The sequence below is a fragment of the Pseudomonas sp. S04 genome, from assembly GCF_009834545.1.
Taxonomy (GTDB): domain Bacteria; phylum Pseudomonadota; class Gammaproteobacteria; order Pseudomonadales; family Pseudomonadaceae; genus Aquipseudomonas.
In genome coordinates this window covers 4,365,415-4,380,193 of record NZ_CP019427.1, presented here as the reverse complement: position 1 = coordinate 4,380,193, position 14,779 = coordinate 4,365,415, and the positions used below count along the sequence as shown (strand labels likewise).

The following is a 14,779-nucleotide window of genomic DNA, read 5'->3' as shown; positions in this document are numbered from 1 at the left end:
AAACGGTCTTCTCTGGGGTAAATACGCAAATCAGTGACGATGCTGGCGAGTGACGCCGGCGTCGAATTGGGCGATGACCTGCTGCCAGCCTGCGCTGATCAGCGCGGCGTCGGCCAGATCGGCAGGGGCCTGGAGGCTGGCGCTGCGGTTGAGCCAGATATCCGGTTCGGTGTTGCCGTGCGCACTCAGGCGCATCAGGAAGGAACCGGCGACACTCGGTACCTGGCTCTGCCCGAAGTACGCGCCACTGTCCAACAACTGCCAGGCGTGAGCGCCACGGCTGACGGAGCTGGCGTCTTGGGCGAAAGGCGCAAAACCCTCGTCGGCCAGGACTTGCGGGGTCGGCAGGGCTTGCTGCTCTTCACGCAGCAGGTGGATTTCATCGAGGGTCACCCGCAGGTCGGCATAAATGCCTTGCTCCGAGGCGCCGAGATCGCGCCGCGCATCCAGTTGATGGGTTTGCACGCTGCTGACCACCTCTGGCTCGCCACGCCAGAGCACCACGGAACCGGCAACTGCGAGAATCGCCAGGCACAGCAACAGTACGTAGAGGGTTTCATGGCCGGCACCGGCCGGGCGGACGAGCTGTGTGGTGGGCGTACTCATGGGGTCTCGATATCCGCTTGGTCGATCTCGACCACGTGGCCTGGGCCGGCGTCGAACAAGACATAGAACTCGGATCCGGGCTTCTTGAAGGTCAGGGTCGAGTCGGCGCCGAGTTTGCCCGGCACCAGGATGGTTTCGTCATAGCCGATCACATCCAGGGTCACGCCAGGTGCGCCACTGCCATCGGAGAAGCCGCCGGTGCACTGGATCTGCTCGGCGTCGATGGCCTTGCATTCGCACATCGGGTTGTGGGCCAGCGCCTGGGCACTGAAGCCCGCGCCGAGGGCCAGGGCCAGCGCACTGCCAAGCAGGCGCAAAGGGGTCAAGCTGCGGGCAACGGTCATGGTTTGCCTCCTTGTTTGTTCAGCCAGGCGATAGTGGCCGGGGATGCTTGGGCAAGCGGCACGGCCGCCTGATGCATGCTGCCGTCCCAGCCTTCCATGGTGATCCAGATTTCGGCGTCGGTTTTGCTCTTCTCGGGGATCGGCAAGGTCGCGCCCATGCGATAGGGGGCGCCGAAGAAAATCACCCCGGCGGCGCGCAGGCTGCGGGGTTTGCCAATGCGCAGGTAAGTCGCCTTGACCTGGCCGATGCAGGATTGGCACAGCGCTGCGTTAAAGCTCTTCATGTAGCCGGCCGGGCCTGACAGTTGCGGTTCCTGATTGCGCAGTTCGGCCAGGCGCAGGCTCCAGGGGCCGACCTGGATTTCACCGACTTCCCGCTCACCCAGGCCGCTGTCGCCGCGAAACAGCGCGACGTCGGCGAAGTACTTGGGCATGAACCCCAGTGGAATCAGGAGCAGCAGGATGTTGATGTGAAAGCGCCATTTACGCCAGAACACGCTCAGGCGCGAAGGAGTGACTGCGGTGATGGCCTTGCTCACAGGTTACCCTCCGGTGAGTTGTCGTTCATGGCTGCCACCGGTTGTTCGACCTTGGCCGGGCGGGGCGTCTTGTTGCTGCGCTTCAGCGCGTGGGCGGTGGCCAGGGCGGTGCGTTTGGTCCAGATCAGCAAGCCGCTGAGCACCATCATGCTGAGGACCAGGCCGAAGAAGAACCAGATCAGTTTTATCCACAGGCCGCCGAAGTCGCCGGTGTGCAACGGGCGCATGGATTCGGTGACGAACTCCAGGCCGGTGCGGTCCGAGAGCAGCCGCGAGGCATCGATGTCGCCGTTGTAGGGGTTGATCGTGGCGGTCTGGAACATCAGCGGATACCAGCCACGGCCACCGATGTTGAGGTGGCTGTAGGCGTTGCTCGGCAGGCTGACGAAGCTCACTTCCAAACCGGGGATTTTCTCCTGGGCGATCAGGATAGCGTTGTCCAGGTCGAGCATTTTCGGCGGGGAGCCATCAGCCGACAGGGGCACGCTTTCGCGGGCGACCACCGGGACCACCGGCTCGCTGGAGATGGAAATTTGGTTGTCGAACAACAGGGCCTGGATCAGGAACCAGATGCCGGTGATGGAAATCACCGCGATGAACCAGATCGACCAGATGCCGCTCAGGCGATGGAAGTCGCCCCAGAAGATCCGCGCTCCGTGGTTGAACCGCAGGGTGGGCTTGAAGAAGCCCTTCCAGAACTTCTTGTACACCACCAGGCCAGTGATCAAAGACACCAGCAGTGGAATGCCGAGGAACGACACCAGGTACCAGCCCCAGCTGAAACCGTTGGTAAAGGGCACCAGCCACCAGCCATGCAGTGCACGGGTAAAGGCCTGGAAGTTGAAGTCCGGGCTGATCCCTTGAATCACGCCACTGTAGGGGTTCACATAGACCTCGACCGAGCGTCCGTCCGGGTAGCTCACCTGGGCTGACAGGGCGAAGTGCGATTCATCCGGGCGGCTGATGGATTCGACGATAGTGAGTGGTTCGGCCTGCTTGATTGCGGCAATGACCTGGTCATAGCTCAACAGTTCGGCGTCGTCGGATGGTTGGCCGGCACGGATGTCCGGATTGGCCAGCCAGACGATCTCCTGGCTGACTACCGCCAGGGTGCCGGTGACGCAGACGATCAGTACAAAGAACCAGATGGGCAATGCCAGCCAGCTGTGCACCAGAAACCACAGTTTGGAACGGGACTTCTTCGACATGAATGAGGGTCTTGATTCGATGAGAGGAGCGGTGTGGATGCACCGTGATTCCCGAAAAAGCCGGCCGTAGCTTTTGCCTACGCGACCTGCTGCATCTATTTAAGACGAATGAGAATCAAAAATCCCGAAAAACAATATGAAAGCAAATGTTTCCAAGACGCATTCATGGCTGCAGGCGCCGCAATGGTTGGCCCGGGCTTGCCAGCAAAAACAATCGCCAGCGCCCCGAAAACAAGCACTCAGGCTGAAGATTGTGGTTCGCGGGCAAGCCAGTTCCTATAGGGGCTGGGGATTATTGCTGATTGAACATGTCCTTGGCGCGCTGTTCGATCTGCTCCTGAGTCAGGTCTTCCTTGCGGGTGGCCAGAAACCATAAATGGCCGTAGGGGTCTTTCAGGGTGCCCGAACGGTCGCCGTAGAACTGGTCCTTGACCTCGGACACCACGATGCCACCGGCGTTGATTGCCTGGGCGTAGCTTTGATCCACATCCTGGACATACAGATGCAGGCCGACTGAGGGCGAGGTGTCGGGATTGCTCAAGGGGCCTTGGTCGCACGGCGTGCCAAGCATGATCGGGCAGTCGCCGATACGCAGTTCGGCATGGCCGATGCTGCCGTCGGGCATCGACAGGCGCATGACCTCAGTGGCGCCAAAGGCTTTTTTGTAGAACTCGATGGCCTCGGCAGCTTTGTGGATTCCCAGGTAAGGCGTGATGCTGTGATAACCCTCCGGGATGGGTTTAACGCTCATGACGGTTCTCCAGGGTGGGTGGGGGATGGCGCACTGTTTCTCGCCGATTTGCGGTCGAGTAACTATAGGCCAGCCCTGATGCCGCCACGGATCGGCCGACGGGTTGCTGCATGGCCAGCAAGTGGCTATCAATCAGGGGCTATCAATGACCCGGTACCAGCAACTGCGCGCCGGCGCCTTGCTCACCCAGCACATCCCCGTAGTTGCGCAGCGGGCAGGCCTCCATCGACAAGCAACCGCAACCGATACAGCCATTGAGTTTGTCGCGCAGCAGGCTCAGTTGACGGATCCGTTCATCAAGGTCATTGCTCCACTTTTCCGACAGCAGTTTCCAGTCTGCCGCCGTCGGCGCGCGATGGTCAGGCAGGGACTTGAGGGCCGCGCCGATTTCCGCCAGGGGAATGCCCAGGCGTTGGGCCACCTTGATCAATGCCACCCGACGCAGCACTTCCCGTGGATAACGACGCTGGTTGCCCGGGTTGCGGTTGCTGTGGATCAGCCCCTTGGACTCATAGAAGTGCAGGGCGGTAACCGCCACGCCACTGCGCTGCGCCAGTTGCCCGACACTCAACTCTTTGTGCAGGTGTTCCTTGCTGATCATTTCAATTGCCACTTGACCTTGACTTAACTAGAGGTTTTATCCTGCCAACCTTCAATTCGCAAGATGCGACTTACGTGCCAGGGGGAATCCTCATGCAATCGATAGAGAACAATCGCAGTTTTACCCAACTGATCGAATTCGAGATCGAGCCCCACCAACAACATGGCCTGGTGTCGGCGTTATCCGCCCAGACCGAGCGACTGGCCCAGCACCACAGCGGCTTTCTCAGCGCCAGTGTGCAGGCCAGCGATGACGGACGGCGAGTGCTCAATTACCTGCAGTGGCAAACCCGTGAGGCAGGCGAGGCGGCGTTTCGCAGTTTCGAAAGCGGTGAGCAGGATTTCTGGCAGTTGATCCGCACCCATCAGGCCAAGGGTGTGACCTTCGGCTCGTTCCAGGTTCTGCGCAGCATTGAGCGCAGCCCGGACAATGCCTTGCAATGCAGCCTGGTGGGCTAGGACGCGCTAACGCGCAAAAAACTCGATAAGGACTATCGAGCGCGATGATTTTTCTCGAGAAAGGCTGGGGCGTAGCCTGTGTCCATTGCTTCAGGACAGCTCTCAGGAATCGCCCCCCATGAATCATTTGCCAAGCGCCACATTGTTGTTGATCGCCTCGCTGCTTGCCGGTTGCGCCACTCACCCGGCCCCGGAACTGCGGCCTTATTCGGCCGAGGAAAGCCGCGAACTGGCATTGGAAGCGCTGAGTCGTCGTGGCTTGTCGTTTGATGAATACCAGGCGAAAAAGGCCCAGTTGCTACCCCAGCCAAGCAAAGCCAGCGGATTTGACCCGCAGGCCGAGATGAACGCCGAGCGCTCCCCACAACTGCACGGCCGGGCGAGTTGAGCGACTGTACTGCTTGAAGTTTTTGCTAACTGTGCGTGCCCGCCGTGTGGACGCTGCGATAGGGTCGAGTCCTGACTGACCTGATGGAATCGCACCATGACCCTCTCCCTGGATGTATTGCTCGGCTTTGCTCTGTTTGCCCTGGTGACTTCGATCACGCCCGGGCCGAACAACACCATGTTGCTGGCCTCCGGGGTCAATTTCGGCTTTAACCGTACCATCCCGCACATGCTGGGGATTACCTGCGGCTTTTTTGTCCTGGTGCTGGCCGTGGGGTTTGGCCTGGGAGCGGTATTTCAAACCTATCCGTTGCTTTATAACGTGCTGCGTTTTGTCGGCGCGGCCTACTTGCTGTACCTGGCGTGGAAGATTGCCCACGCAGGGCCGGTCTCGGACAGCGAAGAGGGGCGCGGCCAGCCCATCAGCTACCTGGGCGCGGCGGCCTTCCAGTGGGTCAATCCCAAGGCCTGGATCATGGCAATTGGTGCCATCAGTACCTATACACCGCTGCAGGGCTACTTCACCAATGTGATTGTGATCGCGGCCGTGTTTGCCCTGATCAACCTGCCCAGCGTCGGTGTCTGGGTGGTCTGTGGCTCGCTGTTGCGCAATGTCCTGCGGGACCGGCGCTGGCTGCGCCTATTCAACTGGGGCATGGCATTGCTGCTGGTGGCCTCGCTGTACCCCATGTTGCAGCAGAGCTTTGGCTGACTGGTGCTTCAACCCGGTGGCAGATGCCTGTTAAGCTCAACTTCAGGAGCGTTCCTACGCACTTTTAATGAAGTTGTCCTTCTTTAACTGCATCCGATCAGGTATTGCTGGAACTGCTGCCGTCATGCGCCATCGCAAGCGAGCGCCGCAAGCGGGCGCCGCAAGCGGGCAGCGCGCAGTGAATGCATCCGCCGCACCTGATCCCGGAACCTGCTCTGCGAGCCTTTTTTATGAATACACGTCCTTTATATTTTGATTACGCCGCCACCACGCCGGTGGATGAGCGGGTCATCCAGGTGATGGTCGATTGTCTGGGCTTCAACGGCAACTTCGGCAACCCAGCCTCCAGCTCCCATGCCTTTGGCCAGCAGGCCCGCTGTTCGGTCGAACTGGCGCGTCAGCAAGTCGCCGACCTGGTGGGCGCGCAGGCATCCCAGATCGTCTGGACCTCCGGCGCCACAGAATCCAACAACCTGGCCCTCAAGGGGGTGGCCCAGGCCCGCCAACAGCCGGGCGGGCACATCATCACCAGCCAGATTGAACACAAGGCGATCCTCGATACGGCCAGGCAATTGCAGGATGCCGGGGTCGATGTCACTTATCTGCTGCCCGACGCCGATGGCCTGATCACCGCGCAAGCGGTCAGCGCGGCGCTGCGCGAAGACACCTTCCTGGTGTCGCTGATGCTGGTCAACAACGAGTTGGGCACCGTCAACGACATCCCGGCCATCGGCCAGCGCGTGCGCGAACACGGGGCCTTGTTCCACGTCGATGCCGCCCAGGGCGCGGGCAAGGTGACGATTGACCTTGCGCAGTGGCCGGTCGACCTGATGTCGTTTTCCGCCCACAAGATCTACGGCCCCAAGGGCATCGGCGCGCTCTACGTCGGCCCGCGGGCCGAGCAGCGCCTGCAGGCGCAGATCCATGGTGGCGGACACGAAGGCGGCTTACGCTCCGGCACCCTGGCGACTCATCAGATCGCGGGCATGGGCGCTGCCTTTGCATTGGCGGCCGAACATTTTGCCGAGGAGGCCGGGATCATCTCGCGGTTGCGCGAGCGCTTGCTGGAGCAACTCGGAGGCATCGCGGGCCTGCGGCTCAATGGCAGTCCGAGCCAGCGTATTCCCCACACCCTGAGCCTGACCTTCCACGAAGGCGAGTTCAATGCCCAGGCGTTGAGCGCTTCGATAGCGTTCTCCGCGACCTCGGCCTGCAATTCCGCTAGCAACGCTCCCTCCCATGTGCTCCTGGCCCTGGGCCACGATGCCCGGGCGGCGGGGCGCACGATTCGCTTGAGCCTTGGGCGCTTCACCCGTGAGCAGGATATCGATCAGGCCGCCCAGTTGATCAAGGCGGCAACCGCCAGTGCACCGGCGTTCTGGGCGACCGCCCAACCCTGATGCGCCGACCATAAGTCAGCGCCCTATAACAATATTGAAGTGGTTAGCAGGAGACATGATGAGTACGCAGCCTTTGACCCAGGGAACGGTCCCCCAGCGCCTGGCGCGCACCCGCGAGCTGATGAGCCGGGAGGGTATTCACGCGTTGCTGGTGCCGTCGGCCGATCCCCATCTGTCGGAGTACCTGCCGGGTTACTGGCAAGGGCGCCAGTGGCTGTCGGGCTTTCATGGATCGGTCGGGACCCTGATCGTCACCCAGGACTTTGCCGGCATCTGGGCCGACAGCCGTTACTGGGAACAGGCGGGCAAGGAACTCAAGGGCAGCGGTATCGAGTTGGTGAAACTGCAACCGGGCCAGCCGGGACCTCTGGAGTGGCTGGCCGAGCAAACGCCGGAAGGCTGCGTGGTAGCGGTGGATGGCGCGGTTATGGCCGTTGCCTCGGCGCGTACCCTGGGTAGCAAGCTGGAAGAGCGCGGGGCACGCCTGCGCACCGATCTCGACCTGTTGAGCGAAGCCTGGAGCGATCGCCCGAGCTTGCCGGACCAACCGATTTATCAGCACTTGCCACCCCAGGCGACCGTCAGCCGTGGCGACAAGCTCGCTACCTTGCGCGAAACCCTGCTCGCCCGCGGTGCCGATTGGCACTTCATCGCCACCCTCGACGACATTGCCTGGCTGTTCAACCTGCGTGGCGCCGATGTGTCGTTCAACCCGGTATTCGTGTCCTTTGCGCTGATCAGCCAGCAGCAGGCAACCTTGTTTGTGGCCTTGAGCAAGGTCGATGCGCCACTGCGGGCGATCCTCGAGCAGGACGGCGTGACGCTGCGCGATTACAGCGAAGTGGCTGCGGCCTTGGCGGCCATTCCGGGTGGCAGCAGCCTGCAGATCGACCCGGCGCGGGTCACAGCCGGCCTGCTGGGCAACCTGCACAGCGGCGTGAAGCTGGTGGAAGGTTTGAACCCGACCACCCTGGCCAAGTCGCAGAAAAGCCTGGCCGATGCCGAGCACATTCGCCAGGCCATGGAGCAGGACGGCGCTGCCCTCTGCGAGTTCTTCACCTGGCTCGACAGCGCGCTGGGGCGCGAGCGTATTACCGAGCTGACCATTGACGAACACCTGACCGCGGCCCGGACCCGACGCCCGGGTTATGTCTCGCTGAGCTTCAACACCATTGCCGCCTACAACGCCAACGGTGCCATGCCGCACTATCACGCGACCGAAGAAGAGCATGCGGTGATTGAAGGCGACGGCCTGCTGCTGATCGATTCCGGCGGCCAGTATCTGGGCGGCACCACCGACATTACTCGGATGGTCCCCGTCGGCACGCCGACTGCCGAGCAGAAACGCGACTGCACCCGAGTCCTCAAGGGCGTGATCGCCTTGTCCCGTGCGCAGTTTCCGCGGGGCATTCTCTCGCCGCTGCTCGACGCCATTGCGCGGGCGCCGATCTGGGCCGAAAGCGTGGATTACGGTCATGGCACCGGGCATGGCGTCGGGTACTTCCTCAATGTGCACGAAGGCCCGCAGGTGATTGCCTATCAGGCGGCGGCCGCGCCACAGACCGCGATGCAGCCGGGGATGATTACCTCCATCGAGCCTGGCACTTATCGTCCGGGACGCTGGGGGGTACGTATCGAGAACCTGGTGTTGAACCGCGAGGCGGGTAGCAGCGAATTTGGTCAATTCCTCAGGTTCGAAACCCTGACCCTGTGTCCGATCGACACCCGCTGCCTGGAAACCTCCTTGCTGACCGAGGATGAGCGCGAGTGGTTCAACGGCTATCACGCCGAAGTGCGCCGGCGCCTGAGCCCGTTGCTCGAAGGGCCAGCGCTTGAGTGGTTGCTCACGCGCACTGCTGCCATTTGACTACAGAGTGCGCCTCAGCCCTTGCGGCTGCGGCGCGCTGCGTCAGCTCAATGCTTCGCGGACAAAGTCCAGGCGGTCCTGACCGAAGTACAACTGGTCACCGACAAACAGGCTCGGCGCGCCAAATACTCCCCGCGCAATCGCTTGCTCGGTCTTGTCCTTGAGCGCGGCCTTGACCTCATCGTCGACGGTCAACGCCAGTACCTCCTGCGGGTCGAAGCCGTGCTCGGTGAGGACTGTGGCAACGGTCGCCGGGTCGTTGAGGTTGCGCCCATCGACCCAGAGCGCCCGAAACAGGCAGTCGATAAAGTCGAGGAAACGTTCGGGATGGCGCACCTGCATGCCGGTGACAGCGCGCATCAGCAACAGGGTGTTGATCGGGAAATGCGGATTGAGCGAAAACTCGACGCCGTAGCGTCTGGCGTAGCGATCCAGGTCCAGGAACATGTAGCGCCCCTTGGCTGCAATGGTCGCGGGTGACGCGTTGCCAGTCGCCTTGAATACCCCGCCGAGCAACATCGGTTGGTAAATCAGTTGGCTGCCGGTCTGTTCACAGATGCCTGGCAGTTGGGTGTAGGCCAGGTAAGTGGCCGGGCTGCCCAGGTCAAAGAAAAACTCCACGCACTTGCTCATGTTCGATGCACTCTGATTATTGTTGGGAGGCAGTGCTTACCAGCGTTCGCTCCAGGGCCGCAGGTCCAGCTCGAAGGTCCACGCATCGCGCGGCTGGTTGTGCAGGAACCAGTAGTTCTCGGCAATGTGCTCAGGGTCGAGAATCCCGTCTTCGGCCTTGAGTGCGTATTTTTCCGGGAAGCTGTCGCGAATAAAGTCGGTATCGATGGCGCCATCGACCACCACGTGCGCGACGTGGATGTTCAGCGGCCCCAGTTCCCGGGCCATGCTTTGTGCCAGGGCACGAATGCCATGCTTGGCCCCGGCGAATGCAGCAAAACCTGCGGCGCCGCGCAGGCCGGCAGTGGCCCCGGTAAACAGAATCGTGCCGCGTTGGCGGGTGACCATGCGCTTGGCCACTTCGCGGGCATTGAGAAACCCCGAAAAACAGGCCATCTCCCAGATCTTGAAATATTTGCGCGCGGTTTCTTCGAGGATGCTGCAGGGGACATTGGCGCCGATGTTGAAGACCAGCGCTTCAATGGGGCCGATCTGACTCTCGATCTGCTCGACCAGCGCAATGACTTCCTCTTCCTTGCGCGCATCACAGGCAAAGCCGTGGGCTTGGCCGCCATTGGCATTGATCGCGTCAACCAGCGGCTGCAGCTTATCGGCGCTGCGCCGAGTGACGCAGGCAATAAATCCTTCTTCGGCAAAACGTTTGGCAATGGCTCCGCCAGTGGCGTCGCCGGCACCGACAACCAGCACGACTTTGTTGTTATGGGTAGCTGTGGTCATAGTCATCGCTCTTTGGTAAACGGTCGTTAACTAAACGAACGTTATGCTACGATCAGCGCGACGTCAAGACGATGCAATTTTGGGAGCCGCGATGCGTTACTCAGCCAGTCACAAGCTGGAAACCCGGCAGAAACTGCTGGAAAGCAGCTCGGTGTCCGCCAAGCAGGAGGGGTTTGCCACCGTGGGAGTGGATGGCTTGATGAAAGCCATTGGTCTCAGTGGCGGTGCGTTCTACAGTCACTTCTCGTCGAAAGACGAGCTCTTTGCCTCAATCGTCGAGCGTGAATTACGCCAGAGTCTTGAGCGCTTGAGTGGCGACGGTGAATTAAGTCGCGTCAGGCTGGAGCGTTGCCTCAAGCACTACTTGAGCATGGCCCATGTCGAACAGCCAGGCGCCGGGTGCGCGCTACCGGCATTGGGCGCCGAAATTGCCCGTGCCGACACTGCGGTGCGCCAGCAGGCCGAACACTGGATCTGCCGGTTGCACGAGAACTGGGCGGCCATTCTGCAGAGTGACAGCCTGGCGTGGGCGATTCTGTCGCAATGTGTCGGGGCATTGGTGGTGGCGCGAATGCTGGTGAGCCCGCAGATCCAGAGCAGCGTGTTGTCCTCGAGCTACGAAGAGATCGCACGCCAGATAGACGCTCGCTGAACCGCAAGCGCCGACGCTGTTACTTGCAGATGATAATCATGCTGCGGCTGGTATAACCGGCAGGGTTGAGGCCGAAGGGATAGTCCCCCGAGTCTTCAACGCTGTCCCCGGACTTGGCGACGACTCTGTAGCCCTTTGGTCCACACGCCTTGACGGCGGTCGCCGTGCATTGGTCCCACGAAGAGGAAAGGCCGGAGCAATTGATATGCAGGCCTTTCTTCCCGCGCTTGACTTCGGTTTTAGAGGTTGCGGCGCATCCTGCGATGGCAAGTACTGCTATAAATACCAAAAATCGTTTCATTCCTTTCCCTATTGCGGTCTCGGGTCTGGCAACCGAGCCTGACAGCCTACGCTTTTGCTTTACGGGGTGTAAGTTCTCTATCCGAACTGTCCATGTCAAATGCCGGATAGCGACTAAACATGGCCTAATTGAAAGAGAAATACCAGACCTTTGTAGGAATGTTTCTCAATCAGTCGCCACCATAGGTTTAGCTTCACGGCCCATGGTCAAAGTAGCACCCACCGAAGCCAGGATGATGCAACTGATGGCCATCCACTGGGCCACTGACAGGTACTCATTGAGGAACAGCAGGCCGGACATGGCTGCAATGGCAGGCTCGACGCTCATAAGGGTGCCAAAGGTGCGCGCTGGCATTCGGGTCAGGGCGATCATTTCCAGGGTGTAGGGCAGGGCCGTGGACAATACTGCGACGCCCAGTGCGACGGGGATCAGCGATGGCGTGAATAAGGCAGCGCCGGCGTGGGCAACACCGAAGGGTGTGACGAAGATAGCGGCGATCATCACGCCCAGGGCGGCTGTCTGCACGCCGTTGTCGGCGCCGGCTTTCTGCCCGAAGAGAATGTACAGCGCCCAGCAGACGCCCGCTGCCAGTGCATAACCGGCCCCCATGAGGTCAATGCTCGCGCTGGCCGCATCAGTGGGGACCAGCAGTAGCAAGCCGACGATGGCCAGGCCAATCCACAGGAAGTCGATGGCCTTGCGTGACGCGTAGATTGCTACGGCCAGGGGGCCGGTGAACTCCAGTGCCACGGCAATGCCCAGTGGAACGGTTTGCAGCGACATATAGAAGAGCAGGTTCATGCCACCCAATGCCACGCCGTAGACCGCTACGGTCTGCAGTGAGCGGGCGGTAAGCTTGGCCTTCCAGGGGCGCAACAGGAGGATCATGATCACGCTGGCGAAAATCAGGCGCAGGGTTGTGGTGCCTTGAGCGCCGACCACCGGGAACATGCTCTTGGCCAGGGAGGCGCCGGACTGAATCGACGCCATGGCTATTAATAGCAGGCCAACCGGGAACAGGGTCGAGGTCAGGCTGCGGGATTGCTCATTCATTGCGGGGCGTCTTCCAGGGTAAAAGTCAGGTATGTGTTACATCATGCGTAACTAAGATCAGTTGAGCAATATACTGCGCATTTTTTATCTCGGTTGTGGGGTTGCCTGCCGATTTTCCGTGGAGTGCCGGCTTTTGATAGAAAAACCAAATTAGCAGTTGACGGCAGATTCTATATGTCTATAATTCGCCCCACTTCCGGCGCAGTCGAAACGGAAAACTCCTTGGTAAACAATGAGTTACGCAGTTTTCGGCAGCAGGTTGCTTCAGTTCATCGAAGCACGAAAGGAGTTGAAAAAGAGGTGTTGACAGCAGCGTGTAACGCTGTAGAATTCGCCTCCCGCTACCGAGTGATCGGAAGCGCAAGTGGTTGAAGTTGTTGAGGAAATCTTCAAAAACTTCTGAAAATACCGCTTGACAGCAAATGAGGCTGCTGTAGAATGCGCGCCTCGGTTGAGACGAAAGATCTTAACCAACCGCTCTTTAACAACTGAATCAAGCAATTCGTGTGGGTGCTTGTGCTGTCAGACTGATAGTCAAAAAGATTATCAGCATCACAAGTTACTCCGCGAGAAATCAAAGATGTAACCAACGATTGCTGAGCCAAGTTTAGGGTTTCTTAAAAACCCAAAGATGTTTGAACTGAAGAGTTTGATCATGGCTCAGATTGAACGCTGGCGGCAGGCCTAACACATGCAAGTCGAGCGGTAGAGAGAAGCTTGCTTCTCTTGAGAGCGGCGGACGGGTGAGTAATGCCTAGGAATCTGCCTGGTAGTGGGGGATAACGCTCGGAAACGGACGCTAATACCGCATACGTCCTACGGGAGAAAGCAGGGGACCTTCGGGCCTTGCGCTATCAGATGAGCCTAGGTCGGATTAGCTAGTTGGTGGGGTAATGGCTCACCAAGGCGACGATCCGTAACTGGTCTGAGAGGATGATCAGTCACACTGGAACTGAGACACGGTCCAGACTCCTACGGGAGGCAGCAGTGGGGAATATTGGACAATGGGCGAAAGCCTGATCCAGCCATGCCGCGTGTGTGAAGAAGGTCTTCGGATTGTAAAGCACTTTAAGTTGGGAGGAAGGGCAGTAACCTAATACGTTGCTGTCTTGACGTTACCGACAGAATAAGCACCGGCTAACTCTGTGCCAGCAGCCGCGGTAATACAGAGGGTGCAAGCGTTAATCGGAATTACTGGGCGTAAAGCGCGCGTAGGTGGTTTGTTAAGTTGGATGTGAAATCCCCGGGCTCAACCTGGGAACTGCATTCAAAACTGACAAGCTAGAGTATGGTAGAGGGTGGTGGAATTTCCTGTGTAGCGGTGAAATGCGTAGATATAGGAAGGAACACCAGTGGCGAAGGCGACCACCTGGACTGATACTGACACTGAGGTGCGAAAGCGTGGGGAGCAAACAGGATTAGATACCCTGGTAGTCCACGCCGTAAACGATGTCAACTAGCCGTTGGGAGCCTTGAGCTCTTAGTGGCGCAGCTAACGCATTAAGTTGACCGCCTGGGGAGTACGGCCGCAAGGTTAAAACTCAAATGAATTGACGGGGGCCCGCACAAGCGGTGGAGCATGTGGTTTAATTCGAAGCAACGCGAAGAACCTTACCAGGCCTTGACATCCAATGAACTTTCTAGAGATAGATTGGTGCCTTCGGGAACATTGAGACAGGTGCTGCATGGCTGTCGTCAGCTCGTGTCGTGAGATGTTGGGTTAAGTCCCGTAACGAGCGCAACCCTTGTCCTTAGTTACCAGCACGTAATGGTGGGCACTCTAAGGAGACTGCCGGTGACAAACCGGAGGAAGGTGGGGATGACGTCAAGTCATCATGGCCCTTACGGCCTGGGCTACACACGTGCTACAATGGTCGGTACAGAGGGTTGCCAAGCCGCGAGGTGGAGCTAATCCCACAAAACCGATCGTAGTCCGGATCGCAGTCTGCAACTCGACTGCGTGAAGTCGGAATCGCTAGTAATCGCGAATCAGAATGTCGCGGTGAATACGTTCCCGGGCCTTGTACACACCGCCCGTCACACCATGGGAGTGGGTTGCACCAGAAGTAGCTAGTCTAACCTTCGGGAGGACGGTTACCACGGTGTGATTCATGACTGGGGTGAAGTCGTAACAAGGTAGCCGTAGGGGAACCTGCGGCTGGATCACCTCCTTAATCGACGACATCAGCTGCTGCATAAGCTCCCACACGAATTGCTTGATTCATTGAAGAAGACGAGAAACAGCCCTGAGGCATAGGGTTGTTGTTTGTCGTAAAGCTTAGAAATGAGCATTCCATCAAGGCGATGGTGAATGTTGATTTCTGATCTTTAAGATTAGATCGTTCTTTAAAAATTTGGGTATGTGATAGAAAGATAGACTGAACGTTACTTTCACTGGTAACGGATCAGGCTAAGGTAAAATTTGTGAGTTGCTCTATGAGCAAGTGCGAATTTTCGGCGAATGTCGTCTTCATAGTATAACCAGATTGC

The 14,779-nt window shown here is 59.2% G+C and carries 16 protein-coding genes and 1 rRNA gene; 7 read left to right on the top strand and 10 right to left on the bottom strand.

Annotation, left to right across the window (positions count from 1 at the left end; all coding sequences use genetic code 11):
- Positions 1-30: 30 nt before the first annotated feature.
- From PspS04_RS19265 to soxR, 6 genes are all read right to left on the bottom strand, one after another.
- On the bottom strand, positions 31-606 hold the full coding sequence (locus PspS04_RS19265; RefSeq protein WP_159997223.1) for a DUF6162 family protein: 576 nt from the start codon (positions 604-606) through the stop codon (positions 31-33).
- The gene (locus tag PspS04_RS19260; protein WP_159997221.1) at positions 603-950 is read right to left on the bottom strand and encodes a hypothetical protein; all 348 of its coding nucleotides are present in this window, start codon (positions 948-950) and stop codon (positions 603-605) included. The genes PspS04_RS19265 and PspS04_RS19260 overlap by 4 nt, the downstream gene beginning before the upstream one ends.
- The gene (locus tag PspS04_RS19255; RefSeq protein WP_159997219.1) at positions 947-1,489 is read right to left on the bottom strand and encodes a thiamine pyrophosphate-binding protein; all 543 of its coding nucleotides are present in this window, start codon (positions 1,487-1,489) and stop codon (positions 947-949) included. Before PspS04_RS19255 ends, PspS04_RS19260 begins: the two co-directional genes overlap by 4 nt.
- Complete coding sequence (locus PspS04_RS19250; RefSeq protein WP_095168231.1) at positions 1,486-2,697, bottom strand: PepSY-associated TM helix domain-containing protein; 1,212 nt, start codon at positions 2,695-2,697, stop codon at positions 1,486-1,488. Before PspS04_RS19250 ends, PspS04_RS19255 begins: the two co-directional genes overlap by 4 nt.
- Positions 2,698-2,989: 292 nt before the next feature.
- Complete coding sequence (locus PspS04_RS19245; RefSeq protein WP_095168233.1) at positions 2,990-3,448, bottom strand: VOC family protein; 459 nt, start codon at positions 3,446-3,448, stop codon at positions 2,990-2,992.
- A gap of 142 nt (positions 3,449-3,590) precedes the next feature.
- Positions 3,591-4,049, bottom strand: coding sequence for a redox-sensitive transcriptional activator SoxR (gene soxR, locus PspS04_RS19240; protein WP_095168235.1), 459 nt, complete (start codon positions 4,047-4,049; stop codon positions 3,591-3,593).
- 92 nt (positions 4,050-4,141) lie between these two features.
- Between soxR and PspS04_RS19235 the strand changes: the two genes are divergently transcribed.
- From PspS04_RS19235 to PspS04_RS19215, 5 genes are all read left to right on the top strand, one after another.
- The gene (locus tag PspS04_RS19235; RefSeq protein ID WP_095168236.1) at positions 4,142-4,507 is read left to right on the top strand and encodes an antibiotic biosynthesis monooxygenase; all 366 of its coding nucleotides are present in this window, start codon (positions 4,142-4,144) and stop codon (positions 4,505-4,507) included.
- Positions 4,508-4,625: 118 nt separating this feature from the next.
- Positions 4,626-4,895, top strand: coding sequence for a hypothetical protein (locus tag PspS04_RS19230; protein ID WP_159997217.1), 270 nt, complete (start codon positions 4,626-4,628; stop codon positions 4,893-4,895).
- A gap of 96 nt (positions 4,896-4,991) precedes the next feature.
- Positions 4,992-5,606 (top strand): LysE family translocator, encoded by a 615-nt coding sequence (locus tag PspS04_RS19225; protein ID WP_095168240.1) that lies wholly within the window; start codon positions 4,992-4,994, stop codon positions 5,604-5,606.
- Positions 5,607-5,836: 230 nt separating this feature from the next.
- The gene (locus PspS04_RS19220) at positions 5,837-7,006 is read left to right on the top strand and encodes a cysteine desulfurase family protein (RefSeq protein ID WP_159997216.1); all 1,170 of its coding nucleotides are present in this window, start codon (positions 5,837-5,839) and stop codon (positions 7,004-7,006) included.
- 58 nt (positions 7,007-7,064) lie between these two features.
- Positions 7,065-8,873 carry an aminopeptidase P family protein gene (locus PspS04_RS19215; protein WP_159997214.1) on the top strand — a complete coding sequence of 603 codons (1,809 nt, stop codon included), beginning with the start codon at positions 7,065-7,067 and terminating at the stop codon, positions 8,871-8,873.
- 42 nt (positions 8,874-8,915) lie between these two features.
- Here the strand turns inward: PspS04_RS19215 and PspS04_RS19210 are convergent, their stop codons facing one another.
- Together PspS04_RS19210 and PspS04_RS19205 are read right to left on the bottom strand one after the other, a co-directional pair.
- Positions 8,916-9,506 carry a 2-hydroxychromene-2-carboxylate isomerase gene (locus tag PspS04_RS19210; RefSeq protein ID WP_159997212.1) on the bottom strand — a complete coding sequence of 197 codons (591 nt, stop codon included), beginning with the start codon at positions 9,504-9,506 and terminating at the stop codon, positions 8,916-8,918.
- A gap of 36 nt (positions 9,507-9,542) precedes the next feature.
- Positions 9,543-10,283, bottom strand: coding sequence for an SDR family oxidoreductase (locus tag PspS04_RS19205; protein WP_095168247.1), 741 nt, complete (start codon positions 10,281-10,283; stop codon positions 9,543-9,545).
- A gap of 91 nt (positions 10,284-10,374) precedes the next feature.
- Between PspS04_RS19205 and PspS04_RS19200 the strand changes: the two genes are divergently transcribed.
- A complete protein-coding gene (locus PspS04_RS19200; protein WP_159997210.1) occupies positions 10,375-10,935 on the top strand; it encodes a TetR/AcrR family transcriptional regulator in 561 nt (186 codons plus the stop codon).
- A gap of 19 nt (positions 10,936-10,954) precedes the next feature.
- On the opposite strand, the gene PspS04_RS19195 is transcribed toward PspS04_RS19200, so the two are convergent.
- Complete coding sequence (locus PspS04_RS19195; RefSeq protein ID WP_095168251.1) at positions 10,955-11,236, bottom strand: hypothetical protein; 282 nt, start codon at positions 11,234-11,236, stop codon at positions 10,955-10,957.
- Between the two features lie 165 nt (positions 11,237-11,401).
- Positions 11,402-12,289: a threonine/homoserine exporter RhtA gene (gene rhtA, locus PspS04_RS19190; RefSeq protein ID WP_159997208.1), complete on the bottom strand. Its 888-nt coding sequence runs from the start codon at positions 12,287-12,289 to the stop codon at positions 11,402-11,404.
- A 637-nt stretch (positions 12,290-12,926) separates the two neighbouring features.
- Here rhtA and PspS04_RS19185 point away from each other — a divergent pair.
- A 16S ribosomal RNA gene (locus tag PspS04_RS19185) occupies positions 12,927-14,463 on the top strand.
- Positions 14,464-14,779: the final 316 nt, after the last annotated feature.